23 protein-coding genes, 1 tRNA gene and 3 pseudogenes are annotated in these 24,451 nt (G+C 58.7%); 12 read left to right on the top strand and 15 right to left on the bottom strand.

Annotation, left to right across the window (positions count from 1 at the left end; translation table 11 throughout):
• Window positions 1-113: 113 nt before the first annotated feature.
• Window positions 114-911, bottom strand: a complete 798-nt coding sequence (locus ACIPIZ_RS21860) for a class I SAM-dependent methyltransferase (protein WP_401167368.1) — start codon at window positions 909-911, stop codon at window positions 114-116.
• Window positions 912-1,233: 322 nt separating this feature from the next.
• On the opposite strand from ACIPIZ_RS21860, the gene ACIPIZ_RS21865 reads away from it, so the two are divergent.
• Window positions 1,234-1,413 (top strand): DNA-binding protein, encoded by a 180-nt coding sequence (locus ACIPIZ_RS21865; protein WP_401167370.1) that lies wholly within the window; start codon window positions 1,234-1,236, stop codon window positions 1,411-1,413.
• 56 nt (window positions 1,414-1,469) lie between these two features.
• Window positions 1,470-1,817 (top strand): hypothetical protein, encoded by a 348-nt coding sequence (locus tag ACIPIZ_RS21870; RefSeq protein ID WP_401167373.1) that lies wholly within the window; start codon window positions 1,470-1,472, stop codon window positions 1,815-1,817.
• A 145-nt stretch (window positions 1,818-1,962) separates the two neighbouring features.
• On the opposite strand, the gene ACIPIZ_RS21875 is transcribed toward ACIPIZ_RS21870, so the two are convergent.
• The 5 genes from ACIPIZ_RS21875 to ACIPIZ_RS21895 all read right to left on the bottom strand — a co-directional run bounded on the left by ACIPIZ_RS21875 (window position 1,963) and on the right by ACIPIZ_RS21895 (window position 10,669).
• On the bottom strand, window positions 1,963-3,393 hold the full coding sequence (locus tag ACIPIZ_RS21875) for a sigma-54-dependent transcriptional regulator (RefSeq protein ID WP_401167376.1): 1,431 nt from the start codon (window positions 3,391-3,393) through the stop codon (window positions 1,963-1,965).
• Window positions 3,362-4,852 (bottom strand): HAMP domain-containing sensor histidine kinase, encoded by a 1,491-nt coding sequence (locus tag ACIPIZ_RS21880; protein ID WP_150648606.1) that lies wholly within the window; start codon window positions 4,850-4,852, stop codon window positions 3,362-3,364. Before ACIPIZ_RS21880 ends, ACIPIZ_RS21875 begins: the two co-directional genes overlap by 32 nt.
• A gap of 94 nt (window positions 4,853-4,946) precedes the next feature.
• A complete protein-coding gene (locus ACIPIZ_RS21885) occupies window positions 4,947-6,050 on the bottom strand; it encodes an SCO family protein (RefSeq protein ID WP_401167380.1) in 1,104 nt (367 codons plus the stop codon).
• Complete coding sequence (locus ACIPIZ_RS21890; RefSeq protein WP_401167382.1) at window positions 6,047-8,854, bottom strand: multicopper oxidase domain-containing protein; 2,808 nt, start codon at window positions 8,852-8,854, stop codon at window positions 6,047-6,049. Before ACIPIZ_RS21890 ends, ACIPIZ_RS21885 begins: the two co-directional genes overlap by 4 nt.
• A gap of 366 nt (window positions 8,855-9,220) precedes the next feature.
• Window positions 9,221-10,669, bottom strand: a complete 1,449-nt coding sequence (locus ACIPIZ_RS21895) for a sensor histidine kinase (RefSeq protein WP_064389171.1) — start codon at window positions 10,667-10,669, stop codon at window positions 9,221-9,223.
• A gap of 422 nt (window positions 10,670-11,091) precedes the next feature.
• Here ACIPIZ_RS21895 and ACIPIZ_RS21900 point away from each other — a divergent pair, with 422 nt between their 5' ends.
• The 4 genes from ACIPIZ_RS21900 to ACIPIZ_RS21915 all read left to right on the top strand — a co-directional run bounded on the left by ACIPIZ_RS21900 (window position 11,092) and on the right by ACIPIZ_RS21915 (window position 16,719).
• Window positions 11,092-12,438, top strand: a complete 1,347-nt coding sequence (locus ACIPIZ_RS21900) for a hypothetical protein (RefSeq protein ID WP_150648603.1) — start codon at window positions 11,092-11,094, stop codon at window positions 12,436-12,438.
• 35 nt (window positions 12,439-12,473) lie between these two features.
• Window positions 12,474-14,702, top strand: coding sequence for an Ig-like domain-containing protein (locus tag ACIPIZ_RS21905; protein ID WP_401167385.1), 2,229 nt, complete (start codon window positions 12,474-12,476; stop codon window positions 14,700-14,702).
• 72 nt (window positions 14,703-14,774) lie between these two features.
• On the top strand, window positions 14,775-15,239 hold the full coding sequence (locus ACIPIZ_RS21910) for a curlin (RefSeq protein WP_064389168.1): 465 nt from the start codon (window positions 14,775-14,777) through the stop codon (window positions 15,237-15,239).
• Between the two features lie 28 nt (window positions 15,240-15,267).
• Window positions 15,268-16,719, top strand: a complete 1,452-nt coding sequence (locus ACIPIZ_RS21915; protein ID WP_401167387.1) for a curlin — start codon at window positions 15,268-15,270, stop codon at window positions 16,717-16,719.
• 341 nt (window positions 16,720-17,060) lie between these two features.
• On the opposite strand, the gene ACIPIZ_RS21920 is transcribed toward ACIPIZ_RS21915, so the two are convergent.
• Window positions 17,061-17,987: an alpha/beta hydrolase gene (locus tag ACIPIZ_RS21920; protein ID WP_105708840.1), complete on the bottom strand. Its 927-nt coding sequence runs from the start codon at window positions 17,985-17,987 to the stop codon at window positions 17,061-17,063.
• A 312-nt stretch (window positions 17,988-18,299) separates the two neighbouring features.
• On the opposite strand from ACIPIZ_RS21920, the gene ACIPIZ_RS21925 reads away from it, so the two are divergent.
• Both ACIPIZ_RS21925 and ACIPIZ_RS21930 read left to right on the top strand, forming a co-directional pair.
• Entirely contained in the window at window positions 18,300-18,569 is a 270-nt protein-coding gene (locus tag ACIPIZ_RS21925; RefSeq protein ID WP_105708841.1) for a hypothetical protein, read from the top strand.
• Between the two features lie 94 nt (window positions 18,570-18,663).
• Window positions 18,664-19,020: a hypothetical protein gene (locus ACIPIZ_RS21930; protein ID WP_105708842.1), complete on the top strand. Its 357-nt coding sequence runs from the start codon at window positions 18,664-18,666 to the stop codon at window positions 19,018-19,020.
• Between the two features lie 65 nt (window positions 19,021-19,085).
• Here ACIPIZ_RS21930 and ACIPIZ_RS21935 read toward each other — a convergent pair whose 3' ends face one another.
• The 5 genes and pseudogenes from ACIPIZ_RS21935 to ACIPIZ_RS21955 form a co-directional block, all read right to left on the bottom strand.
• Window positions 19,086-19,880, bottom strand: a complete 795-nt coding sequence (locus ACIPIZ_RS21935) for a DUF6694 family lipoprotein (RefSeq protein WP_105708843.1) — start codon at window positions 19,878-19,880, stop codon at window positions 19,086-19,088.
• Between the two features lie 266 nt (window positions 19,881-20,146).
• A complete protein-coding gene (locus ACIPIZ_RS21940; protein ID WP_401167392.1) occupies window positions 20,147-20,476 on the bottom strand; it encodes a hypothetical protein in 330 nt (109 codons plus the stop codon).
• A 29-nt stretch (window positions 20,477-20,505) separates the two neighbouring features.
• Window positions 20,506-21,111: a hypothetical protein gene (locus ACIPIZ_RS21945; RefSeq protein ID WP_401167395.1), complete on the bottom strand. Its 606-nt coding sequence runs from the start codon at window positions 21,109-21,111 to the stop codon at window positions 20,506-20,508.
• A gap of 411 nt (window positions 21,112-21,522) precedes the next feature.
• Window positions 21,523-21,714 carry a YceK/YidQ family lipoprotein gene (locus tag ACIPIZ_RS21950; RefSeq protein ID WP_224790854.1) on the bottom strand — a complete coding sequence of 64 codons (192 nt, stop codon included), beginning with the start codon at window positions 21,712-21,714 and terminating at the stop codon, window positions 21,523-21,525.
• 74 nt (window positions 21,715-21,788) lie between these two features.
• Window positions 21,789-22,001: pseudogene (locus ACIPIZ_RS21955) on the bottom strand (DUF1983 domain-containing protein); the annotation flags it as partial.
• A gap of 159 nt (window positions 22,002-22,160) precedes the next feature.
• On the opposite strand from ACIPIZ_RS21955, the gene ACIPIZ_RS21960 reads away from it, so the two are divergent.
• Window positions 22,161-22,448, top strand: coding sequence for a hypothetical protein (locus ACIPIZ_RS21960; RefSeq protein ID WP_064389159.1), 288 nt, complete (start codon window positions 22,161-22,163; stop codon window positions 22,446-22,448).
• Window positions 22,449-22,604: 156 nt separating this feature from the next.
• Window positions 22,605-22,871 (top strand): hypothetical protein, encoded by a 267-nt coding sequence (locus tag ACIPIZ_RS21965; protein WP_401167398.1) that lies wholly within the window; start codon window positions 22,605-22,607, stop codon window positions 22,869-22,871.
• A gap of 31 nt (window positions 22,872-22,902) precedes the next feature.
• Here ACIPIZ_RS21965 and ACIPIZ_RS21970 read toward each other — a convergent pair.
• A pseudogene (locus ACIPIZ_RS21970) lies at window positions 22,903-23,082 on the bottom strand (hypothetical protein); the annotation flags it as partial.
• 96 nt (window positions 23,083-23,178) lie between these two features.
• Between ACIPIZ_RS21970 and ACIPIZ_RS21975 the strand changes: the two are divergent.
• Both ACIPIZ_RS21975 and ACIPIZ_RS21980 read left to right on the top strand, forming a co-directional pair.
• Window positions 23,179-23,580: a hypothetical protein gene (locus ACIPIZ_RS21975; RefSeq protein ID WP_105708848.1), complete on the top strand. Its 402-nt coding sequence runs from the start codon at window positions 23,179-23,181 to the stop codon at window positions 23,578-23,580.
• 28 nt (window positions 23,581-23,608) lie between these two features.
• A pseudogene (locus ACIPIZ_RS21980) lies at window positions 23,609-23,818 on the top strand (site-specific integrase); the annotation flags it as partial.
• 79 nt (window positions 23,819-23,897) lie between these two features.
• Here the strand turns inward: ACIPIZ_RS21980 and ACIPIZ_RS21985 are convergent.
• Window positions 23,898-23,974 (bottom strand) — tRNA-Pro (locus tag ACIPIZ_RS21985).
• Window positions 23,975-24,063: 89 nt separating this feature from the next.
• Window positions 24,064-24,420: a MerR family transcriptional regulator gene (locus ACIPIZ_RS21990; protein WP_003179985.1), complete on the bottom strand. Its 357-nt coding sequence runs from the start codon at window positions 24,418-24,420 to the stop codon at window positions 24,064-24,066.
• Window positions 24,421-24,451: the final 31 nt, after the last annotated feature.

Here is a 24,451-nt window from a genome sequence, read left to right on the forward strand (position 1 = left end):
ATTTGTGGCGGTTTTGATGCCGCCATCGCGAGCAGGCTCACTCCTACACGGGATCGCATTTCAAATGTAGGAGCGAGCCTGCTCGCGAAGAGGCCGGCAGCCGCACCGATCAATCAGGCCTTGGTGGCGACGAGGGTAAAGCACATCGGCATCTGCGCATCCCGATTCAGATACTGGTCATACACCTCTTCCCGATTCGAATGCGCGTACTCCCGGAAGTGCGCAATGTTCAGCCCTGCCGCAATGGCACCGCTGAAAATCGCCCCCAGCGTATGCACAAACCAATACGACTTCGCCGCCTGCTGTTCAACCTTGCCGACGTAGACAATCGGTTCTTCCTGCACAAACGGCTCGGCGCGGAAGTACGAACTGGCGAGGCGATACGGATCCTCTGCGTCGGGATCGACCATCTCCAGAAATGGATGGGTTTCATAGATAACCAGTTTCCCACCCGGTTTCAGCGTTGAAGCAACATGGCCGAAAAACTCACCGATGTCCGGCATCCAGTTCAAAACACCAATGGTGATCAGTGCCACGTCAAACCGGTTCTGCAAAGACGCTGGCAGGTGATGAATATCGGTTTCGATGAACTCGGCGTTATGCGGTGAACGCTTGTTCAGCTCACGCGCCTGTTCGAGAAACGCCGACGACTGATCGACACCGACCACGCTTCTGGCACCGAGCGCAAACAGGGAGAGACTCTCGCGGCCGTTGTTGCAGCCCAGTTGAATCACATCCTTGCCATCGACCTCCAGCAACCCGCTCAACGTCTCATCAAGGCAAGAGAAATCCGCCTGCGCGACTTCGCCGAGCAAGGCCTGCCAATCAGGCGAATCCTGGTGATGGCGAGCGGAATCGTTCCACGCCTGTCGATTGCTGTCGATGGCGGTTTTATTATTGGGCACTTCCATGGCGCACTCCGGACGATGCTCGTGATTGAGCGGATCCGAGTCTAGATCAGCCCGGCAATTGCGGTTGTTGCAAACTTGTAAGCCAATTCGTGTAGGAGCTGCCGCAGGCTGCGATCTTTTGATCTTGTTTTTTAAAGGTCAAGATCAAAAAAGATCGCAGCCTGCGGCAGCTCCTACATATCTGAGTGTTCATGCCTACAAGTGTCGGCGAATTATCAAAACAGATAGAGGACACGGCTGACTATTCAACTCTGCTCACATGGATATCCTCACAAAGCGCAGACATCCGACGCGCACAAAAAATGGCTAAGGAGGTTTAACCATGAGCCAGACGTTAACGATTTTCGACGTGGCAGCATTGCTGGACAGTGACGAAGCCATCAGCGAATACCTGTCCCAGGTTCTTGCAGACGGGGATAACGAAGAGTTTCTTCGCGCAATCGGCTATGTCCTCAAGGCCTGCGCACAGCCGGGGCATGCGATCAATCACCCGGTTGTTTGAATGTCGGGCAGCTATAGTTAATAGCCTTGGGGAAAACCGCACTCGCAGGTGCCGCCATGCTAATGCTCGATCGGCTGTTGTTGACCGGCTGTCTGCTCGCTGCCACTCAGGCGCAAGCGCTGGACAGCAATTTCAATTATTACGGGCCCAACCAGCCCTTCGCCCACCCTGCTCCGTATTCACTGGGTTCCACGCCGCCCGAGCCTTACGACGATACGGCGCCGCAGGATTTTGTGGTGATTCCGGGTGACCATGAGTTCTACGATTCACAGCTGCCGACGGTGGCGGATGCGACGGTGCGGGTGTTTATTCGCACGTACGATGCCGAGCGCGGGATTTATGTGAATGACGAGGTGCTGGATCCGGGGTGTTTGCTGGAGTGTTTGAGCCGGCAGCAGCATTGATCCGGGTTGCTCACAACATCTGCGGCACCACCGATCCCTTGTAGGAGTGAGCCTGCTCGCGATAGCGGTGTGTCAGCAAAAAAAAGGTCGACTGACACACCGCTATCGCGAGCAGGCTCACTCCTACAGGGGATTTGCGGTGGGGCTACCACTGCCGTTTATCGGGCCGGGCGAGGCCGAGTTTTTCGATGCGGTAGCGCAGCATGTCGCGGCTCAGGCCCAGCAGGCGCGCGGATTTGGTGACGTTCCAGTCGGTCTTGTCGAGCATCTTGCGCACCATGTCGCGTTCGACTTCCGGCAGGTTCATCGATTCGGTGTTGCTCGCCGGGCGCGGTTCGTAGTGCATCGGGGCTTCATGAATATGCAGCGGCGGCTCGTCACACAGGCTCATGCACACGTTCAACTGATGCGCAGCAATCGTGTCGCTCGGCGCCAGCAACACCGTTTGCTCAAGCATGTTGCGCAGCTCGCGCACATTGCCCGGCCAGGTGTAACTGAGCAGCAACTCCTCGGCTTGATCGCTGAAATGCAGATTCGGTTTGCCGTAACGCTTGCCATGGCTGGCGAGGAAATGCCGCGCCAGCAGCAGAATATCTTCACCCCGCGCATACAGACGCGGCACCTTGATCGAAATGATCCGCAAGCGGAAAAACAGATCACGACGGAATTTGCCCTGCTGAACCATTTGCTCCAGGTTGCAGTTGGTCGCACTGATCACCCGCAGATTGACCTTGCGCTCCTTCACCGAACCGACGCGGCGAATGGTGCGATCCTCCAGCAACTTCAAAATTTTCGCCTGCAACAGCAGGTCCATCTCGCCAATTTCATCAAGAAACAGCGTGCCGCCATCCGCCGCTTCCACTAACCCGACGCGGCGATCCTTGGCGTCGGTGAACGCCCCCTTCTCGTGCCCGAACAGCTCCGATTCCACCAGATTCGACGGGATCGACGCACAGTTGAATTCAATGAACGGACCTTTGCTGCGCGGGCCGTCGAAATGCAGCGCGCGGGCCACCAATTCCTTGCCGGTGCCCGTCTCGCCTTCGACTAAAACCGGAGGAAGATCGGTGTTGGCCATGCGCCGCTCGGCGTCGAGCAACTGGCCGATAGTGTTCTTCAGATACTGCATCGGCGCCGAGTCGCCAATCAGCGCCTGCACCCCGGATTTCTGCGCCTCGCGTTCCTGATAGAACGACAGCGTGCGTTCCATCCGTTCGGTAGCCAGCGCCTTGTCGAGCAGCAGTTTGAGTTCCGTCAGCGCCACCGGTTTGGTGACGTAATGAAAGGCGCCCTCCTTCATCGCCACCACGGCATCTTCGACGTTGCCGTAACCGGTCATCATGATCACTTTCAGATCCGGCGCGCTGATGCGCAGCTTCTGGATCAGGTCGTGGCCGCTCATGCCCGGCAGCGAGTTATCGGTCAGCACAATGTCGGGCATGAAGGTTTCCAGTTGCGCCAGCGCGTCCTCGGCCGAATGGCAGACGGTCACCTCGAAGTCTTTGCGCTCCAGGTAGGTCTGAATATTTTCGGCCAACAGTTCGTCATCCTCGACCAGCAGAATGCTGTGTTCCATATTCCCCTCCCGATGCCACTTTGAAGTTGAGACTGACGCGGGTTCCTTCCTGCTCGCGGCTGGTCAGCACGACCGAACCTTCAAAACGCTCCATGATTCTTTTGACCAACGCCAGACCAACCCCGAGGCCGCCCTGTTTAGTGGTGAAAAACGGTTTGAACACCAACAGTTGCTGCTGCGCGCTCATGCCCTTGCCGGTGTCGCTCAGGGTCATGCGCACGCGGTCCGGCTGCGGTGATTCGAATTCGACGCTGAGCACACCGCCCTTGGGCATGGCTTCCAGGGCGTTGGCGAACAGGCTATTGAGTATTTGCGTGAGCAACACCTTTTGACTGACGACCGGCGCGCAGTTTTGCGGACTGAATCGCACTTCGACGCCACTGCGTTTGATCAATGCATCAAATGCGCCAAAGGTGTCTTCAACTGCCAACACCAGATCGACGGCCTCGCCGTCGTCGTTCATCGGTCGCAATGACACCAGCAACTCGCGCACCCAGCGTGACATGCGATCGACCTGACTGATGATGTCGCCGATGTTGCGCTGCGCACCGGGGCTGGCGATTTCCTGGGCCAGTTCGGCGCTGGAACGAATCGTCGCCAGCGGATTGCGCAGGCTGTGCGCCACCGCCGAGGACATCTCGCCGAGGGCGACGAAGGTTTCGTTGCTGATCAGTTGTTGCTGCTGGCTCTGCAGCAATTTCGCCGCGCGCCGGACGATCCAGAACAAGGCTAGAAAAATCGCCGCACCGCCGAAGCAAGTCGCCGCCCAGATCGAGGCAAATCCACGGTCGATGCGATCGACCAGATCCGCCGGCTCCTTGTAGACCTCAACCATGGCGACGACTTTGCTTTTGTCGGCGTTGAACATCGGGATGTAGTTCTCGATGAACAGGTATTTCGGTTCGCGCAGCATTTGCTGCTCGGGTTTCTCATCGTCGATCTTGTGGTAGCTGGAAGACACCGGCACTTTCATCTCGAATGATTCGTCGAGCTCATCGTCATCCTTGATGTGCACGCCGATAAGCTCAGCGTTGGTCGACCAGATCACCGTGCGATCCAGCGCATAAACGGTCGCGAGCAAAATGTCCGGCAAGTGTTCGACGTGATCGAGAAACTCGGTGCGTGCCGAAGCCTGTAACGCCGGGTCAACATCGGGATAGTGGTTGTCCTGGCGCGGGTCGAGCATTTCGCCCATCGTCCGGTTCGGATTGATTTTCGCGTGACGCATTTCCGCCGCGCCGATGGCCTGGACGAATTGCGCAGTCAGCAGCGCGTCGCGCTCGACGCTTTCGGTGACCACGAAGCGCGTGGAGATATAACCCAACCCCAGCGCCACGGCGGCGATGATGAAAAAACTCGCGAGCGAGAACCAGCGCAGCAGATTGAACTGCTCGCGCCAGCCCTTGCCTGCGACCGATGGGTTCGGTGCAGAGGTTTTTTGTGCTTCCAGTCGCTGCATGGGAGTGCCCTGGAGTTTTTCTATCGAGTCGCGTACAGAGATCAGTGTAGGTGGCTCTGACCGCGACACACGGTTCAATGATGCTATTTCGCCGCTACTGCATACGACTCACCGCTGCGGCTGGATCGCCCGGTTTTACTGGCGTCAACGCCCCGTCGGCCACGGCAGCGGTGGGCGGATGCTGGCGCTCGGTTTCTTCACTGAGAAAGTCGATGATCGACTGCGCGGACGGCTCGTCGAGGCGCAGGTTGGGCATCGGAATTCGCTCGAATTGTTCATACAGTTGCAACGCGATCGGGTCTTTTTCCGCGAGCAGGCGATCCGGCTCGCGAATCCAGCGATTGAGCCATTTCGGGTCGCGTTTGCGGGTCACGCCGATCAGGTCCGGGCCGATGCTGCGCATGCCGAGGCCCTGCCCATCCATAGGGCCAAGGCTGTGGCAGGAGGCGCAGCGGGTGCGGAACAGTTCTTCGCCGTTGCTGGGCGGGCGAATGTCCGGGGCATTGGCGTAGCTTTCCTCGATGCTCGGCTGCTTCCAGTTCTGCAGGGTGTTGGCCAGTTGATCGGCGAGGATCCACGGATTTTCGAACGGCGACGCCTTCATCCAGCGCCCGGTGCTCTGGTTACCGACGATCAGGCTGAGGTTGTGATCCTTGCTGCGACCGTTGTCGACACCTTCGATGAACAGCCCGAGTTTCTTGCGCAAGTCGGTGACGTCTTCGATCTCGCCGGTGAGAAACTTCCAGCCGGGGCCGACCTTGAAGCGTTGCGAATAGGCCTTGAGCACTTCGGGGGTGTCACTGAGCGGATCGATGCTGATCGAGTAGAAAAAGATGTCCTGGCCGACCCGATCGCCGAGCAGTTTCTGCACCTGGCGCAAGCGTGCAGTTTCCAGTGGGCAAGAGTCGCTGCACGAGGTGAAGATGAAGTTGATCACCACCACTTTGTCTTTGATCAGGTCATCGAAGAAATTCACCTGCCGACCGTCCTGATCGGTCAGCAAGGTATTGGGGAAATAGTCGCCACCCCACGGGGTGGCGGATTCACTGGCCGCTGACGATTCGCCGACGCTGGCCTGGTGTGCCAGCAGCACACGGCTGCCGAGCACACAGGCCACCAGCATCAGCACCAGGTGCATGCCCAGCGCTCGGGAGCGCGGGGTATGCTGCGGTAGGCGGTCAGCGTGCCGGCGGTTCATGGTTTGACCACCACTTGTGGGCCAACACCGTCACCGTTGCGGAAGGTAGGCAGCGCGGCAGAGTTGACGTAGCGCACACCGTCCCAGCTTGGCAGTGGGGTTGGCATCAGTTGCAGTTGCCCGGGCTTCTCAAGGTCCCAACGCAGCAGCATCGAGTTGTCTTCATGCTGGGTGTTGTGACAGTGCTCCATGTACGTCCCGGCAAACTCGCGGAAGTTGATCGCCATTTCGACGCTGTCCAGACCGTCCTTTTCCGAGCCGATGCGATAGACGTCCTTGCGCGCCCATTTTTCCCACTCTGGCGGGGCCTTGCCGCCGCGACTGAGGATGATCCCCTCTTCGAAGTGCACATGCACCGGATGGCTCCAGCCCGTGCCGCCGGCCTTGATGTTCCACACTTCGAGGGTGCCGAACCCGGTGATACCGGCATCGGTCGGGCCGCTGGACAGCTGAGTCGAAGCATTCAAGCGACGCGGGTCCATGTGGAAGCCGAAGCCGCCATCGGTCTTGACCGTCCATGGCGCTTCATCGGTGCCGTCGGAGCGGCCGAAGGTGAAGGTGCGGTGGCGAGCCTTGGCTAGCACGGCTTTGTCGGCAGCATTGTCGCGGTGAAGCTTCAGCGGGATCATCACCAGCCCTTCAGCCTTGCCCGGTTTCGCCGGTTCGTAGGCTGCCGGGTTCATCGCCAGATCCTGGCCGGTGTAGGCCTTGACGTTGAGCTGCAAGACCTTGCCAACCACCGGATCGCCTCTGTCCCACTGCGGGCCCTTGCTGGTCTGCTTGATCACCGCCAGGTATCTCTCCGACAGGATGTCGCCCAGCGGGATGACATCTTTGGGTCCCTTACCGTCGTCGTGAGCCTGCAGGTTGACGAAGAACAGCTTGTCCCCCGGTTTGATGCCGTTTTTCGAGAAGTTGACGATGATGTCGAAGCGCTCGGCGATACCCTGAGTCGGCAGGATCGCGTTGTGGTTCTGTTTGTCGCCATCGGCATCGAGATCCATGCTGCCGTCAAACGGTACGCTGTGTTCCATGATGTTGCCGTCGTTGGCAATCATGTGAAACGGCACGCGACTGTACGACACGCCGGAGTTTTTCGGCCCCTGGAACTCGCCGCTGGTGCCTTTGATTTCCCGCACCAGCGCCAGTTTGAAGTAGCGCGACACCGAGCCGTTGAGGATGCGGAAGCGATAACTGCGCGCACGCACATCAAGGGTCGGTTTCCACTGCCAGTTGACCAGCAACTGATCACCGAGGAAGCCGTCGGTGTTGAACGGGTTGAACCACAACTGCCCTTCCTGATCCCACGCCTTGTCGGCAAACACCAGGTTGACGTCGTAGTCACGGTTGCCCCATGGCAAGGCGCTGCCGCTGGGCAGACGCAGGTTGACGCCGTCGTCCACCGATTCATTGCCGCGATCCAGCGCGCTGTAATAGTTCATCATCGCCGCGTTGCCCTTGTAGACGTTCTGCGCGGTGAAATCGAGCATGTGATCGTGGAACCAGTGAGTGCTCATGGTCTCGCGCCAGTCGCCACGGATTTTGATCGTGCCGTGGTCGCAGGTTTTCTTCGCGGGGGCCAGGTCGTTGACCCACAAGGTTTCACCCGGTGCGCAAGGGAACGCCGCACGTGGGTCTTCAGCCTTGGTGTTGATGCTGTCGTAACCGGCGAGCTGGATCGGCCAGCGATAGTCATAGAACTGCCCCGGGAAGAAGAACGCGTTGGCATAGCCATCGCTTTCCGCCGGCGCGTGACCGTTGTGCTCGTGGGTACTGATCGTATGCAGACCGAAGCCTCGGTTGGCCGACGGGTCGATCGGCAAGCCGTTGTAGTGACGCATCATCACCGGTTGGCCGTAGCGCACCATCAACAGTTTTGGCGGCAACGTGCCGTCGAAGGTCCACACCGAGTTGTGGTTTTGCGCCGGCATGGCCGGGTGGAAACGTGGGTCGACACCTTTGGCGGTGCCATCGGTCAGCGGTACGCCAGCGACGTTGTGATACAGGCCGCCGGGGCCGAATTCGCCGACGGCGTAATGGTGCATTTGCACGCTGTCACGCAGGCCACCATTGAGGCGCGCGCCGGTCTGCACGGTTTTGTAGGCGACTTGCGGGTAGAACTCGTTCCAGCGCTGATGCGCCCAGCCTTTTCCTGGTGGCCGGCCTTCGGCGGATGAGCCGATATGGCGGTTGAGGTACACCTCGATCTGCGCCTGCCACGGATTGCGGTCGACGACGTTGGCGAACTGGCTGGGGAATGGCGTCAGACCGGGTTGCCGCAGGAACGCATCAAGCGCAGTGCCGGGTGGCGCGCTGCGGGCGATGTTGTTCGGGTCCTGAGCCGGTGCCGGGCCGATCGCCGCTGGTGGAAACGGCAGCGGCGCGGCCGGGGTGGTCGGGTCGAGTTTTTCCGGACCGAACTCTTCGAACAGGGTCAACTGCTGGGTGAACGGCTGCGCGCCATAGAGCGGGCTCGGCTTGCCGTTGGTGGGGTAGTTGAAACTGGTCTGCACGGAGGGTGGCAGGACGTTTTCGATACGCGTTTCAGCGCGATCGCCTTTGACCCCGTCAGGTAGATCGAAGGAGTCTTCGTTGGCCTCCGGCATGGTCAGAATGGCGTTTAGCGCGCCAGCGCGGTCGGCCGGTTCGTCGTAGTAAGCCGAGGGGTCGGAGACTTCTGGCTGTCGCTCGTCATCAATGGGACTGGCGCGGACGCCGGCCATGGTGCCAAGGGTCAACATCAGAAAGACGCTCAACGGCGTCAGCAGGAAGGTGTTGCTTGGGTCACGCGTTGTTCTATCCATCACCAGCCGCCTCATCAAGGAAGGGGTGATGGTGTTTTGCAACTAGTGCGCCAAGAAATTATTTCCAGTTGTAACAGGGGCTTGGGGATGCTGTGGGTTTCCCCACTTCCCGGTGACCGGGGCTTGACACCCACTGGTGGGGGAAGTTCATAAGTTTTTGCGGCGTTTATAAACTTGTGTACCAACTGACGCAGGCTGCGATCCTTAAGAGTGATCGTTCCCCCGCTCTGCGTGGGAATGCAGCCCGGGACGCTCTGCGTCCCATTGGAACGCTCTGCGTCCCTTGAGGCATTCCCACGCAGAGCGTGGGAACGATCAAGATCAAAAGATCGCAGCCTTCGGCGGCTCCTACAGGGAATATGTGAATCAGGGGACGAGTTGGAAGGCCAGGCGCACGGTGGTGCCCTCGCCTTCGCGGCTGTCGAGGGTCACGCCGCCACCGAAGCGTTCCATGATGCGTTTGACCAGCACCAGGCCGACGCCCAGACCACCGGTTTTGGTGGTGAAAAACGGCCGGAAGGCCATGGTCCGTTGCTCTTCGTTCATGCCTTTACCGGTATCGCTGAGCACCACGCACACACCCCGGTCATCGCTTGGTTCAAGGCTGACGGTCAATGTGCCGCCCTTGTCCATCGCTTCGAGTGCATTGGCCAAAAGGCTGTTGAGGATCTGCGTCAGTTGCACCGGTTGGCTGAGCACCATCGGCGTGTGTTGCGGATGAAACACCACCCTCACCCCGGCCCTGGCGATCTGTTGTTCGAACGCCACCAGGCTTTCGTGCAACGCCGCCACCAGGTTCACCGGTTCCGGGTCATCGTTGAGTGGTCGCAGCGATTGCAGCAGTTCGCGTACCCACTTCGACATGCGGTCGACCTGACCGATGATGTCGTTGATGTTCTTCTCGGCCGGGCCGGCATCGAACTCCAGCGCCAGTTCAGCGCTGGAACGAATGGTCGCCAACGGATTGCGCAAACTGTGTGCCACGGCGGAAGACATCTCGCCCAGGGCGACAAAGGTTTCATTGGCGATCAGTTGTTTTTGCTGGGCCGCGAGCAGAATCGCCGCACGCCGCACGATCCAGTACAGGCCCAGATAAATCAGCCCGCCGCCGAGCGCGGTGGCCAGCCAGATCAGCACCATCCCGCGCTCCATGCGCGCGATCAGATCCTTGGGTTCCTTGTAAATCTCGACCATCGCCGTGACGTTCTTGCCCTCGGCGTCGAACAGCGGGATGTAGTTCTCGATGAAGATGTAGTCCGGCGGCGTGATGAATTTCTGTTCTTCGCGGGCCTTGTCGACATCGTGGTAACTGGCAGAAACGGGGATTTTTTCGTTAAAGGCGCGATCGAGGTCTTCATCGGCATGAATGTTGGTGCCAATGAGCGCGGGGTTGGTTGACCAGATCACCTGGCGGTCGGGCGCATAAATATTGGCGAGAATCACGTCCGGCAAGTGTTCGATGTGATCGAGAAACTCGCCCCGAGCATCGGCCCGGGCTTGCGGACTGACCTCGGGAAAGTTCGTGTCCTGACGTGGGTCAAGCAATTCACCCATGGTCCGCACGTTGGGAATCGACACATGGCGCACCTCGGCCGAGGCGATCGCCTGAATGAACTGTGCGGTGAGCAAGGCATCACGCTGCACGCTTTCATCAATGACAAAACGCGTCGACACCGCGCCAAGCGCGATGGCCACGGTACCAATCACCGCCATGCTGATCAGCGAAAACCAGCGCAGCAGGTTGAACGACTGCTTGCGCGAGCTCAAGCGCAGATTGCCCTCCTCGACCGGTAGCGATTTCGACTGCATATTCATGGCGGCGACTTCTCTATACGTCCCTATAGGGTTATAGCCCACGGGTGGGGGTTTGCCCGGTTGCGGGGATATCGCCCCGGTTGCGCTGATCCCACAGACACCGCTAATCCCTTGTAGGAGTGAGCCTGCTCGCGATCGCGGTGGGTCAGCTGAGATTTTTGGTACAGGGAGACCGCTATCGCGAGCAGGCTCACTCCTACAGGGGGTTTGTGTAAGGCGGACAATGATGGTCATCCCCACCGTCCCCGATTCTGGGGAATGACGCCCTTTCCCCGCTGGCCAAAAACCCCGGCTTCATTCCTGCGAACCCTTCTAATCCGGCCTTCTCCCGCCCATTCACCGCACCTTGGCATGGAAGGTGTACAGGCCCCTTCAACTGACCCATCCCCAAGGGGCAGGTACTTTGATAGAGGGATTAACTCATGCACCCTTTACTGTCCAAAACCGCGACCGTCCTGGTCGTGAGCGCCTTGGCCCAGGGCATTGCCCAGGCCGCTTTGTTTGCTGTTGATCCGGGCCCGTACGCGCCGGCCACCGGTGGTTTCGCCAGTTGGTATCAGGACACCCACGGTCGCACGCTGGATCTGTGCCTGTCCAAAGCACTCAGCTCGCGGGTGCCCAGCGCTCCCGGCGCGCCGTCGTACATGTGCTCGCTGCTGCCAACTCCCGGGGTGTTCGATGACGCCCAGCCGATCGTGTTCCCGAGCAACTTCCCCGATGAAGCGTTCTGGTTCACCGGCGAGACCACCCTTGTCGACGCCGCACGCGGCATCGACCTGACCTACGTCAGCGCCATCGAAGCCGCATTCGCTGCCGAGGAACCGGTCGAGGGCGATCAAGTCAGCTTCGCGCGGATCCGTATTCGCGTCGATGTGCCGACCGCCGGTACCTACGTGATCACCCACCCGTACGGCGTCGACGTGTTCAACATCGACACCCCCGGCCGCCGTGCAATCAACATGACCCGCGACATCGGCATCGGCACGCCGAAAACCTACGACGGCGCGCTCAAGGGTGACATCGGCCCGTTCCTGCGCAGCGTCAACGGCCCCTACACCGAGACCAACCCGCTGACCGGTGCCGCCGAACAATTCGTTGGCGACCCGAACCTCAGCGAGGCGGTCACTGGCAGCCCGTTCAACACCAACTACGTGCGCATCGAAGGCCCGAACGGTCTGGATCTGCGCGCCACCACCTTTGCCGTCTCCGGCAAGTTGTCGACCGTGGTTCGACCCACGCCGATGATCGCGCAGCGCAGCACCTACTCACGCAAGGCCGGCGACAGCGCACCGGTGGCGCAGCAAGACGTGTTTGTCCTCGCGCCGCCGGCACCGGGCACAGCGGCCATCACCAGCAGCACGCCCGTGCTGAACATGACCGAGGCCAACAGCACCGGTAGCTGGTACGCGCAATCGTCGGCCAACCCGACCTTGCCGACCACGCTGCAGGTGACCGCCGACAACCACCTGGCCATCGCCAGCAGCACGCCGACCACCCTGCCCATGGCCCTGACCGACCTGGTGGTGATCCAGAGCGCTCAATACAGCCTGAGCTCCGGACAACTCACCGTCGTAGCCTCGACCAGCGACGAAACCTCACCGCCACTACTCACCGCCACCTCCGGCAGCGGCGCCGCCATCGGTGCACTCGGTGGCGACGGCGCGGTGAAAACGCTGGCCACCGGGATCTCGCCGATTCCGCCGTCCCGGGTTCGCGTGACGTCGTCCAACGGCGGCAGCGACACCGAAGAAGTGGTCATCGTGCAATGAACGCTCACATGCCCAGATCCGCATCAGGAGGCATCATGAACAAGTGGCCACGCTTTGCGCTCAACGCGCTCGGGCTCGCTCTCTCGCTGACCGGCAGTGCCTATGCGCAACTCGCCGCCGTCGACCCCGGCCCCTACACCTTCGCCACCGGGAAATTCCCGATGTGGTATCAGGACGAAAATCAGCTGTCGATGGAGCTCTGTCAGTCGCGCGCGGCCAGCTCGCGCGTGGCGGCTACCACGCCGCCGGCCTACATGTGCATCCTGCTCGCCGAGCCGGGGATCTACGACGACGCCCAGCCGATGATTTTCCCTGACAACTGGCCGCCGGAAGCCTTCTGGTTCCTGGCCGAAACCGCAATTGCCGACAATCCTGCCGGCTATGGCGTGGATGCTTATGTCGCCGGGATAGAAGCAGCGTTCGCCTCGGAAAATCCTGTGGATGGTGATCAGCAAAGCTTCGCGCGGATTCGCATCCGGGTGAACGTGCCCGTTGCCGGCACCTACACCATCACTCACCCCTATGGCGTGGAAACGGTCAACGTCACCGCCCCCGGTCGGCGAGCGATCAACATCACTCGCGACATCGGCATTGGCGCGCCGGGTAATTTCTCCGGCGCTGTCGGTGGTGCCATCGGCCCGTTCCTGCGCAGCGTCAACGGCCCCTACACCGAAGTGAACCCGGACACCGGTGCCACGGAAACGTTTGTCGGCGACCCGAACCTCAACGAAGCGGTGACGGGCAGCCCGTTCAACACCAACTTCCTGCGGATCACCGGGCCTGCCGGAACCATCCAGTCAAACGTGTTCAGCCTGTCCGGCAAAGTGCTCGACAACCGCCAGCAAACCCAAGTGGAAATCGACCGCGCCACCTATCGCCGCACCGCTGCCGGCGTGCGTGCAGAAGTGTTCGCCAAAGCGGCTAACAGCTCAAGTCTGTGCTTTCGCGAAAGCGTGGCGCTGCTGCCTGGCCCACCGCCGACGCCGTGCCAGACCAGCCTGTTGGGTGACAACAACGGCCTGTTCTTCGGCCACCGATTGGGCACTGGCGCGGTACCTCCGGTAGTCGTCGTGACCGCGACCAACCCCACCGGTACCACGCGTCCGACCGCCGTCTCGGCCAAGCTCACCGACGTGGTGAAAGTACAAACCGCGCGCTACAGCTGGGCCAACAAAAGCCTGTTGATCGAAGCGACATCGAGCGATGAAGTGGCGATTCCGGACATGGTTGCCCAAGGCTACGGACGTCTGTCGAAGACCGGCACCCTGCAGCGCATTACCGTTGCCGACCTGACTCAGCCACCGGCCACCGTGACGGTGAAATCCGCCGCCGGCGGCAGTGACACCGAGGCTGTCGTCGTGGTCGGCACTGCGCCGGACACTGGTGAAAACCAGGCGCCAATCAGCAACGCGGACACCGGCAGCACCAGCTTCGGCGTGCCGATCACCCTCAGCCTGTTGACCAACGACAGCGATCCCGATGGCGATAATCCGCTGGGCATCACCGCGTTGACCCAACCGGCAGCCGGCCAAGGCACCGTCGCCCTCAGCGGCACCGCTGCCGTGGTCTACACCCCGCCAGCGGTGGTGAACGCGCCACTGACCACGACCTTTACCTACAAGGCGCAGGACGCCAAAGGCCTGGCTTCGGCCAACCCGGCCACCGTGACGATTACCGTCGCACCGAACCAGCCACCGACCGCCGTCGCTGACGCCGTCGCCACGCTCGGTGTGGCGATCCCGATCAACGTGTTGGCCAACGACACCGACCCGGAAGGCAACGTGCCTCTGGCCGTCGCCAGCCTGACCCAACCCGCCGCTGGTCGCGGCACGGTCAGCAGCAACGGAACGGTGATCACCTACACCCCACCGGCCACCGTGACCACGGCGTTCACCACGACCTTCACCTACATCGCCCGGGACAACTTCGGTGCCCTGTCGACGCCGGCCACGGTCACGGTGCAAGTGTCGCCAAGACCAGCGGCGGAAACGTTCGCCGTCACCGCTTCCACGGTGCAGGCACGCTCCGGCGGGCGCTTCAACTGGGACTTCACCGGTACTTCGTCGGTGACCACCGGCAACACCATCACCGTGCAGGTCACCACCCCGACCGGGCTGGTCACCCTTGGCACCACCACGGTGCCGTTGACCGGACGCTGGCGGCTGACGCTGAACAACACGCTGGTAGTGCCATCGGCCAACCCGACCGCGACGATCCGTTCGTCCCAAGGCACCGTGCGCACAGTCTCGGTGACCACGCTGTAGGCCTGATCCCCAGCCGCTCTCGGGTGGCTGGGGCTAATTTGAAACCGGTTAACGCCTGACAGGATGTGAGCCATGAACACGCCGACCGCCGCCCTGCTTTGCCTGCTTCTGCTGTGCGGCAGTGCGGGTGTGCGCGGCGAAGACCTGATGGACAACGACGATCTGGCCCCGACCAGCAGCGACCTCGGCGAACTGCCCCCACCGGTGGGTCAGCAAGCCCTGATCGACCAGCTTGGCCAGGCCAACGTCGCCCTTCTGCAACAGAACGGTCAGTCGCTGCTCGGGCAGATCGTGCAGTCGGGCAGCAATCAGGAGGCGTACATCCTGCAACAGGGCAGCGACCTGATGGCCCTGATCAACCAGAACGGTTCCGGCAACTCCGCCGCGATCACGCAAAACGGCAGCCATAACCGCGCGCAGATTTCGCAAAACGGCAACAACAACGACGCCAGCATCGAGCAGGCCGGCGCGGGGCTGCAAAGCGCCGTGACTCAGTCGGGCAACGGCATGAGCGTTTCGGTCAAGCAATATCGCTAAGCACTGCAAATCATCGGAGAGTTCAATCATGTTCAAACTGACGCCCCTCACCGCCGCCCTGCTGGTCATGATCAGTGCCCAGGCCATGGCCGACGACAGCCTGTCCACCCAGAGCCAGGCCGGTACCGCCAACATCGCGGATGTGAAACAGACCCAGGCACCGTTCAGCAGCGCCACCCAGACCCAACTGGGCCAGGGCAACGACGCCGCCGCCGTGCAAGACCACGCCACCAGCGTGATCACCCAGGACGCCGTCGGCGACTACAACGCCGGTTACGCCGAACAGCTTTACGAAGACAACGCCACCATCACCCAGCAACAAGTCGGCGCCTTCAACACCGCCCATGCCAGCCAGTCACTGGGCTTCGGCTCACCGAACAACGCGCTGCAACAGCAGCAAGGCACCGGCAACTTCTCGTTCATCTATCAGGATTCGCAGAACGGCAGCGAAGGCAAAACCTTGCAGTTCGGCGACAGCAACGAAGCCAACATCGAGCAACTCTATGAAGGCACCGGCAACAGCGCGGTGATCACCCAGTACGGCACCGCCAACTACGGCACCGCCGAACAAGTGCTGCACAACGGCGGCCAGATCGGCATCAACCAGGCCGGCGATGGCAACTACGCCTACGGCGACCAACGCAACGGCACCGGCGGCAACATCACCATCAACCAGTTCGGCAACCTCAACGGCACTGAAATCTGGCAAGACTCGCAACTGGCAAGCCAGGCCACCGTCAACCAGTACGGTGACAGCAACGAAACCGTGGTCGACCAGAGCTTTGGCGAAAACAACAGCGCCGCCGTCACCCAGGTCGGCAACAGCAACGCGATCTACGCCGACCAGTTCGAGTCGGTCAACTCGACGCTGGCGCTGTACCAGGTGGGTAACGGCAACGTGCACTTCACCTACCAGAACGGCGACAGCCATGTGCTCAACGCCACTTCGGTAGGCAATGACAACAAGGTTTACGCCAGCAACTGGAAAGGCCCGCAGTCGGGTGGGCAGTTCGGCAGCGGCCAGCGTGCGACGGTTACTCAGGCGGGCAATGGCAACATCGCCAGCTTCACTCAGGATGGCGTCGGCCAAGTGATGACCACGCATCAGACTGGCACGGGCAACAAGACCACGGTCAGCCAGGCTGAGTCGTATAACGAGCTGTACTTTGATCAGAATGGTAGCGACAACATTCTGATCTCCGATCAGCGCGGGACCACCAACCTGGTGCAGGGCTCATCGAACGGCACGGGCAACAGCGCAGAGTTCGATCAGTCCGGTTCGGGCAACCAGGCATATACCGCACAGTTGTATGGCAGCGACAACATGATCACGGTCAAACAGACCGACACCATGAACGTGGCGTACGTGACCCAGGGCGGTACCGGGAACATTGCCAACGTCGATCAGAGTGGCGTGACGCAAACGGCAAATATTCAGCAGTTCGGCTCGGCCAACCAGGCGACGGTTTTGCAGCAGTAGGGGTTGGGTGTTGGTAGGCCGCGATTCTCTGGTGAGGGGATCGCGGTTTTTTGTGTCCGCAGGACCGATCAACGACACGTGTTCTTTAACGCTTCGGATCAACCACGTCGTACAGAAAAAGGAATGTTTTCTGGCGGAACGAACGCTTTAGCGAGCGAGCTTTGCTCCTGCACGGGTTTCTTTTTGCCAGTTTGAGTGCGGCAAATGACACGCGCCGGGGGGCGTGGCGCGGGTCGCCGAGCAGTGCGCGGTGGGACGGGGGCCGCCGGCCTCGCTGATGTTGTAACCCGGCGCGATTTCGGCGGAAATGGCCGGGTCGACTGCAACCTGAATCGAGCGTGTCAGATGAGCGCCCGACGCAAATCGGCGGCGGCCTCGGACAGCACTTGCGCGGCGCGCTCGACCACCGGCGCCATGCTGATGAACCCATGAATCATGCCGTCGCAACGCTGGTCACGGACGCTCACGCCAGCTTCTCGCAGGCGCCGGGCAAACGCCTCGCCCTGATCGCGCAGCGGATCGAATTCGGCAGTGATCAACGTAGTCGGAGGCATATGCGCCAGACTTGCGGCGCGTAACGGCGAGGCCAGCGGATCATCGCCCTGCCCGGCCTTTGGCAGATATTGCTGCCAGAACCAGTCCATCATGTTCGCCGTGAGGAAAAACCCTTCGGCAAATTCCGCATAGGATGGACTGTCGTTACGTGCGTCGGTCACCGGATAGAACAAGCACTGGTAGCTGATCTTCGGCTTTTGGTGCTGTGCCGCCAATTGACTGACCGCGAGCGCCATGTTGCCGCCCGCGCTGTCCCCGGCCAAGGCGAGACGACTGCCATCGACACCCAACTCGGCCGCGTGCTTAACCAGCCAGCATATCGCCTGATAGCAGTCCAGCGGTGCTGCCGGGAACGGATGCTCCGGTGCCAGGCGATAAGCCACCGACACCACCACTGCTTCGGTCTGGCGCGCCAGCGAGCGGCAAAGATTGTCGTGGGTATCGAGGTTGCCAACGACGAAACCGCCACCGTGGAAATACACCAACAGCGGTAAATCGTGTTCTTCCGAGGGTCGATACAGTCGCGCATCGAGTTCACCGACCGCGCCGGCAACGCGCAGATTGCGCACCTCGCTCATCGGTTCACCGGGAATGACCGGCTGCATGTTGTCGAAAAACTGCCGGTATTGCGCGGCATCGAGCTGGCCGTAATCGGGTGCTGGCAGCTCGCTGAATTGCTGGAGAATCGGGGCGATCTGTTTATCGACTGGCATGGACGTCTTCCTTAACATCTGACATTTGAAACTGTGGGCTGGATTCTTCGAGGATGCTTTGTACACGAAGCTGCACTGCCGCTTCAAAGCCCTTGTGCAGTGCACCCCCAAAAGCGCTTCGCGGCGATGGCCGCAGACAACTGCGCCGCCGACTCGGCGGGGGTCATGATTGGGTCAAGGCGGCGCCTTCTATTCGTCTGGCGGAGCGCGCCTGCATAGTCCGATAGGGGGATGCCGCCGGTCTGATGATTCGCACGATCAGCTCTTTGGTTCTTCCAATGCAGTACATGCCCTTGCTCGGAAAACAATCTCATGAACAATAAAATGGCTGTAATCGGGCTGGCTGGCCTGATTTCGATCTGCCCGCTGTTTGCGCTTGCCGTGGAAAAAACCAGCGGTTCTTCGATGCCGCCGACGGCAATTCCGGGAGTGAATCAGGGAGGGTCGGAGTCGAAAGAAGAAAAAGCGAACAAGAAAGGAGAAGAGGCTTCGGGCTCCAATTCCGGGGCTGAAGCGCACGAGACGCAGAAGGATGCCGAGGGTTCGAGTGATTCAGGAGATATGAAAAAATCCGGGCAATGAATTCTCTCTGGCCGTTAACTTGAGCAAACTCGGCAGATGGTGGCGCTGAGCCATGAATGGTAAAGTTCAGGCTCTAAATCAAGGATGGCGCGTCATGATCAAACGAATTTTTGTAGCAGCAACGCTAATGTTCACCAGCCTTGCGGCTAACAGCGCCAATCTGCCCAACGAGCTTTTGGAAGAGTGCAAACGAGTAGAGAACTCGGCCAGAGCAATCATGAATGCCAGACAAGAAGGCGTACCCCGTACAACCGTGCTGGAGATGGCCGACGCCGCCGGAAAAGAAAGTGAATACGTAGGCAGTTTGTACAAAAGTTTGATCGGAAAGGCCTATGAATTCCCGCAGCAACCCGACGCCAAGATGCGACAGGGCTTGGTCGATGAATTTCAGAAGACGTATTACTCGCTTTGCATTGATGCCGCGCAAAAGACCTCGGGCAAAACTACCTGAAGGGTTATGTGGATCAACAGACAGAAAAAACCCGCCGAGGCGGGTTTTTTTTGTGAGTCAGGCGATCAAGTCGGGCCATACTGATTTTGCAGGGCATCCAGTCGCGCCTGTTCGCTCTCACTTAGGCCGCCGGCATCAAAAAGCGCTTTGCCGTCCGGGCCATCCAGCCGGTAGACCTCGACGGTAAAAATGGCTCCAGCCGGCGCTTCAATCTTGCCCCACTTACCGAATTTGTTGGGCAAAAGTTGCCAGGTCGCACTTTCACCAGACTCCAGACCACCGCTGATTTCATAATTGAAAGCGTCGACAAACCATGGAACCGCTCGTTCAGGGCTGGCAATGGTGCCCTTGAAGTATGCGCGCGAGACTGGATGCGAAGTGCCATTCTGCACAGTCAACTCAATAACCGGCTGAGCGATCTTGGAGTACTTGTCAGCTTGCTGCTCCAGAAGCCTGGACTTCGATACGGCAAACTTCGCCAGCTCGTTTTTCGCGATTTCGGCAGAAGCAGCCTTGGATTTCAGTTCCTTGATTTCCAATAACGCCTGCTGTTTTTTCTTCTGCTCGGTCGCCGCGCGAATGGTCGCTGCCATCGTATTTACGTCGGCAGCGGTCTTTCCATCCAGGCTTAAACTGTTGCTCTGCTGCACGCCGACCAGCGACGTATTGCCGAGACTCAGATTGCTCAAGGCAATCAGCATCAGGTCTGCCGAGAACTGTTTCTTCTCGTCTGGAGAGAGCTTTTCAGCAACCTTTTTAGAGGACTCCTGCAAGGATGCTTCAGTGGTTGCGTCCAGTTTTGGATCGCCACAACCGGTAAGTAATGCTGCGAACAGCCCGATCAACAACATCCGTTTCATTTGTTTTTCTCCTGATGGCAAAGCGAATTCGGGTAAAGAGCAAAGATGCTAAAAAAGTCGCTGTTTCGATACTCTATCCATGCTGCTGAACAAGGTGATGATCCCGCATATAGCGGGATAAAGCAGATATTGACCGGGATAGACCATCATCCCGACAGCCCAGCCAACGAGCAGCGCAATACCGCCATTGCGTCGGTGGCGAGGCGTGAATCGTTGCTGAATGCGCGCCTGCAGTTGGCACGAGGATCCTGTTAAATTCAGCATGTTCATACCTTTTGAACAGTTGCGCTGAAGCTGAAGAAGTAGAACGAGATTTTTTCTTCTTCAACATCCCTCAGCTCATATCTGATTCTGTCGAGACCATCGTCGATTCGGGTCACGCTCAGATCCATGAATTGAGTCAGTCCACCGCCGAAGCCTTTCAGGTGCAGTGCGCTGACGTCATGGAATTTTACCGTGACAGCGGCTGTTTCTGGATTGTTGGAGGACGACATGGTTAACGACAGGTCGTACTTGAAATCCTGCATCTCGATGTTCATTGAGATGACACAGTTGTGCGAGAACAGGAGATCGTTCAGGTGGGGAATGCTGTTCATGGTTAGCGAACTCGAGGAGGGGTTCATATTCACTTGTTTTCAGTCCGCCAATTACCCAAGCGGCTTTCCCCTACCGGGACACAGATGCCAGTTTTGACCACCTCATCGGGCTCCGGAGTTTCACGATCGCTCAACTCTTGAATGACCACTTGGCAGATACCGAGCGCTGCATGCTTTGTCTGAAACGCAAGATAGGCCTCGTAATCTTTTCCGGCGCGAGGAGTAAAGGATCGTGCAGGTGCATTACACATGACCCCTTGGAAGGAGATTATCGAGATTACCGTTGGCACGCCCGCTGGCAGGACAAGCTCCGAGTATTTCTCTCTATAAGACAAATGCGCGGAGTGCCACGAAGGGCGCATTCCGATGACTTCGTTTTCATACTGCCCGGGCGACATGCCTAGCAGATTCACCTGACCTTTTTTTCGGCTGACCTCTGCATCAGCGTTCGCTCTGTACTCTTCACAAGATTTACCTGGTGTGTAGGAAGCCCGGAGATTGGGGTTTGAATAAACCCTGATTCGAGCAGTAGAGGCAGGATCATATTTTTGCTGTTCGGCTTCATTAACGACCGGAACAATCTGGGCGCAACCGGATGCAAAGAGGCATGCCGAAATGATCAGAGCGGCTTTCATCGAATCATCCTTAAACTTTCAAAAAAAGCATGAATCATTGCAGCTGATTTCTGCAGCGCATAATCCACCCACCCTGTACGAATCTGCCTGCGGGATCAACTGCAAAAGCCTTCCGCGAAGATTGTCGTTGACTGCGACGAGGACGATTTCAACTACGGCATTTACGACTGAGCAACGAGCGCCACAACAGCCTGTCGTTAACAGCCCGATCCTCTCTGTGAGAGCACATCGGGCTGTGATCTGAATCCCGCCGCCAAGCGGCGAGCTTCCAAGCAGCGAAGCCCGAGCAATGAACTGGGCTGATGTAAGGATTGGCACCTGCCAGATCACACCCCGACGTGGACAAAACGGCGACATATAGCGCCCGCCTGCAACGACTCAAGTGTCGAATCGATGTCTAGGGGACTGGCGTCAAAGCGCGCAAAACGGCAGCGAGATGGTGTCAGCTACGAAGGTAAATGGTAAGTCGATGAACACAAGCGGGCCGAGAAACATCCAAAGGTCGTATTCACCCTCAACACCGTCATAGCAGTCATATGAGCTGTTCGGATTGGTAACCGCGCCAAGCCAGGCGCAGCCACTCAACTGTGAAATAGCCAACATCAAAATGAGCTTCCGTAGCACGTAACTTCCTTATCACTTTCCCATTGTGTGATCTGTAGACGTCATCGGGGAAAGTTGGTCACCTGCCCCGACACCACCCGCGCGAACTCTGAGTCGATGGTGACGCCGTTGCTATTGTTGGTGAACTGTAAATCGTGACCGCCCCGCACTGCGAACAGCACCGAGATTGCGCCGCCGGCAATGGTGTTGACGATTGCGAATCGATCGGCGCTGACCAGGAACTGGCTTTGCAGCCCGGCACCGGTGTTTTCGATCCCCAGGCCGATAGCTCAGACACTACAAGGAGTGACGTGGGAGGCACGGGCCTGTGCATTGGAGTGCGTCCTGTGATCAGGCCACCCGAGCGCTAGAAACTACACGCAGTTGAGTGGCGGGCATGATGCCAGAGTGCTTCAATCGAGCCTCACTTAAAAAGGAGATGTGCAATGGAGTTTCTTAAACCCCTCAGTATCTTTTCGCTGGGTTTTTACTCGGCAATCGGCGTCGCTGCGCTGATTGCGCTGTACTTTCTGTTTTACGGAGCAAGATGCGCAGATTCGTGGATGAAACGTCAGTCGATGCCAACTGATCGCGTGTGGGCCTATGTCGTCATTGCGGCACTTTTGGGTCTGTGCATTGGAAGCTTCGCTCAGGGGTTAACCGAGATCCAAGCCGAATGCGCAGCCTATGGTCAACCTGTTGGTCAGTGCCTCTTCAAGCACCTTAGCCCGTAGGCAACTGACAGCGGCCCGACAGAGAGGGAGTTGATGCCTCCTAGTCGGGTTGCTTGGTTGTCATAAATTGTCTCTTGTATGCCCAAACGTCCGGGTTGAAAAGATGTCACTTTGCCTCTATCTAACGGAAACCATAAATGAACAGGCTCCAATTAAATGACTGAATCGACAAAAAAGCCTGCCGCCCCCGTCACAACCGAAGCAAAAAAAACTTCAGACGGCCTATCCATCAAAGAATGCATTTTTGAGTCTGCGGCTTACTACAAGACGAAGTCGGAAGGCAGAAGAGTCCTAGTTGTTTCTGCAGCTCTTGAGTTGATAGCCAGAAAAGCGGCCGGGCCGACGCCTACGAACCTCGAGGCTGAGCTGAAACTACTGTCAAAATACGCCGATTACATCCAGGCAGCGACGAAACTTAAGTGACTCATCGGTGCCGCACTTACCTGCGGCACACCTACTCTTCCCCGCCACCCAGCAGCACATCAATCAACTTCTGCTCACCAAGGCGCATTGCACCCAGACACTGCAGGTCGTCGCACTTGGGGCCAAGCCCGAACACCATCACTTCGCCCTCCGACCCAATGAGGGTCAGCGCACCTAAAGTGCATTCCGGATGCATACCGTTATAGAGATCATAATGGCCTGCCCATAGTCCCCTTTGGGCTTGAAATAATGGCTTGTTGCCGGTATTAAGTCCGCGTAAACAACGGTGCAGAACTAAAGGTAGGAAATGGAAAACCTGACAAAATTGCGAGTCGCGCTGACAATCGGAGCACTTGTCGGGTTTGTGCCAATCACCCTCCTCTTCGCAGCTGGCATCGTGGCTTTGTTCATTCCACTCTTTTTCGTCATCCCAGAGCCCCCTCTAGTTCTACTGGGAGGTATAGGCGCATTTATCATCTCGCTGCTTGGGATATGGTCAGCCTGGAAAATTTATGCTCTTGCGATGGCAGCCTCACCAAACGTGCGCAACCCTCGATCACTTGCATTGGCTACTGTGGTAGCCATGATCTGGGGAATGTTTCTCGCCTACTACCTGCGCGGGCTTCCCGAACTCACGTGCATATTCCTAATGCCTGGAATAGTCTCGACAGCCATGCTCGCCGTTACGTTGAAAAGGCAAAGAGCCTGACGCAGGTGGCACACCGGCTAACGTCTTTCATTTGACGCGACACACGTTTGGCCGTCGCCTTCGAGCGGCGGGTGTGGCCGAAGAAGACCAAAAGGCACTTCTGGGCCACAAGAACGGCAGCATCACCAGTCACCATTCGGGCGCTGAGCTCGGGCATCTGATTGAGGCTGCGAACATGGTATCAGCAACCGATTCACGTGGGCCGGTGCTGACAATTTTGAAGAGGAAGCAAGCGTGAGAAATGGAGAAGTCACGCAAATGTCACGCGCATGAAAAAGGCCAATGCTGCGAACATTGGCCTAAGTCATTGAATTATATGGTCGGGACGGAGTGATTCGAACACTCGACCCCTAGCACCCCATGCTAGTGCGCTACCGGACTGCGCTACGCCCCGACTGATCTTGCAACTCGCTCTTCACCTCGAAGAGCGCTCAAGAATATAGCGCAAGCTTTTGAAAACTGGAAGTATTCAAAAGCAGCTTTTTATTTCTTGAGTACCACCAGCACGTCTTCCAACTCGGCAATCATCTGCCGGATCATCTGCTTGTATTGGGTGGTGTCATCTTTGGCTTCATCGCCGGACAAGCGCAGGCGTGCGCCGCCGATGGTGAAACCTTGGTCGTAAAGGAGCGCGCGAATCTGCCGGATCATCAGCACGTCCTGGCGCTGATAATACCGGCGGTTTCCGCGGCGTTTGACGGGGTTGAGTTGAGGAAACTCCTGCTCCCAGTAGCGCAGCACGTGTGGCTTTACGGCACACAGCTCGCTGACTTCACCGATGGTGAAGTAGCGTTTGCCCGGGATAACGGGGAGTTCGTCGTTATGACTTGGTTCCAGCATAAGCCTCAACTCGGGCCTTCAACTTCGGCCC

Source organism: Pseudomonas sp. NPDC087690, from assembly GCF_044743175.1.
Taxonomy (GTDB): domain Bacteria; phylum Pseudomonadota; class Gammaproteobacteria; order Pseudomonadales; family Pseudomonadaceae; genus Aquipseudomonas.

What these genes read in the sequence shown, in the direction of transcription:
- ACIPIZ_RS21860 (WP_401167368.1), bottom strand. Translation starts at nt 911, where the DNA reads ATGGAAGTGCCCAATAATAAAACCGCCATCGACAGCAATCGACAGGCG.
- ACIPIZ_RS21865 (WP_401167370.1), top strand. Translation starts at nt 1,234, where the DNA reads ATGAGCCAGACGTTAACGATTTTCGACGTGGCAGCATTGCTGGACAGT.
- ACIPIZ_RS21870 (WP_401167373.1), top strand. Translation starts at nt 1,470, where the DNA reads ATGCTAATGCTCGATCGGCTGTTGTTGACCGGCTGTCTGCTCGCTGCC.
- ACIPIZ_RS21875 (WP_401167376.1), bottom strand. Translation starts at nt 3,393, where the DNA reads ATGGAACACAGCATTCTGCTGGTCGAGGATGACGAACTGTTGGCCGAA.
- ACIPIZ_RS21880 (WP_150648606.1), bottom strand. Translation starts at nt 4,852, where the DNA reads ATGCAGCGACTGGAAGCACAAAAAACCTCTGCACCGAACCCATCGGTC.
- ACIPIZ_RS21885 (WP_401167380.1), bottom strand. Translation starts at nt 6,050, where the DNA reads ATGAACCGCCGGCACGCTGACCGCCTACCGCAGCATACCCCGCGCTCC.
- ACIPIZ_RS21890 (WP_401167382.1), bottom strand. Translation starts at nt 8,854, where the DNA reads ATGGATAGAACAACGCGTGACCCAAGCAACACCTTCCTGCTGACGCCG.
- ACIPIZ_RS21895 (WP_064389171.1), bottom strand. Translation starts at nt 10,669, where the DNA reads ATGAATATGCAGTCGAAATCGCTACCGGTCGAGGAGGGCAATCTGCGC.
- ACIPIZ_RS21900 (WP_150648603.1), top strand. Translation starts at nt 11,092, where the DNA reads ATGCACCCTTTACTGTCCAAAACCGCGACCGTCCTGGTCGTGAGCGCC.
- ACIPIZ_RS21905 (WP_401167385.1), top strand. Translation starts at nt 12,474, where the DNA reads ATGAACAAGTGGCCACGCTTTGCGCTCAACGCGCTCGGGCTCGCTCTC.
- ACIPIZ_RS21910 (WP_064389168.1), top strand. Translation starts at nt 14,775, where the DNA reads ATGAACACGCCGACCGCCGCCCTGCTTTGCCTGCTTCTGCTGTGCGGC.
- ACIPIZ_RS21915 (WP_401167387.1), top strand. Translation starts at nt 15,268, where the DNA reads ATGTTCAAACTGACGCCCCTCACCGCCGCCCTGCTGGTCATGATCAGT.
- ACIPIZ_RS21920 (WP_105708840.1), bottom strand. Translation starts at nt 17,987, where the DNA reads ATGCCAGTCGATAAACAGATCGCCCCGATTCTCCAGCAATTCAGCGAG.
- ACIPIZ_RS21925 (WP_105708841.1), top strand. Translation starts at nt 18,300, where the DNA reads ATGAACAATAAAATGGCTGTAATCGGGCTGGCTGGCCTGATTTCGATC.
- ACIPIZ_RS21930 (WP_105708842.1), top strand. Translation starts at nt 18,664, where the DNA reads ATGATCAAACGAATTTTTGTAGCAGCAACGCTAATGTTCACCAGCCTT.
- ACIPIZ_RS21935 (WP_105708843.1), bottom strand. Translation starts at nt 19,880, where the DNA reads ATGAAACGGATGTTGTTGATCGGGCTGTTCGCAGCATTACTTACCGGT.
- ACIPIZ_RS21940 (WP_401167392.1), bottom strand. Translation starts at nt 20,476, where the DNA reads ATGAACAGCATTCCCCACCTGAACGATCTCCTGTTCTCGCACAACTGT.
- ACIPIZ_RS21945 (WP_401167395.1), bottom strand. Translation starts at nt 21,111, where the DNA reads ATGAAAGCCGCTCTGATCATTTCGGCATGCCTCTTTGCATCCGGTTGC.
- ACIPIZ_RS21950 (WP_224790854.1), bottom strand. Translation starts at nt 21,714, where the DNA reads ATGTTGGCTATTTCACAGTTGAGTGGCTGCGCCTGGCTTGGCGCGGTT.
- ACIPIZ_RS21960 (WP_064389159.1), top strand. Translation starts at nt 22,161, where the DNA reads ATGGAGTTTCTTAAACCCCTCAGTATCTTTTCGCTGGGTTTTTACTCG.
- ACIPIZ_RS21965 (WP_401167398.1), top strand. Translation starts at nt 22,605, where the DNA reads ATGACTGAATCGACAAAAAAGCCTGCCGCCCCCGTCACAACCGAAGCA.
- ACIPIZ_RS21975 (WP_105708848.1), top strand. Translation starts at nt 23,179, where the DNA reads ATGGAAAACCTGACAAAATTGCGAGTCGCGCTGACAATCGGAGCACTT.
- ACIPIZ_RS21990 (WP_003179985.1), bottom strand. Translation starts at nt 24,420, where the DNA reads ATGCTGGAACCAAGTCATAACGACGAACTCCCCGTTATCCCGGGCAAA.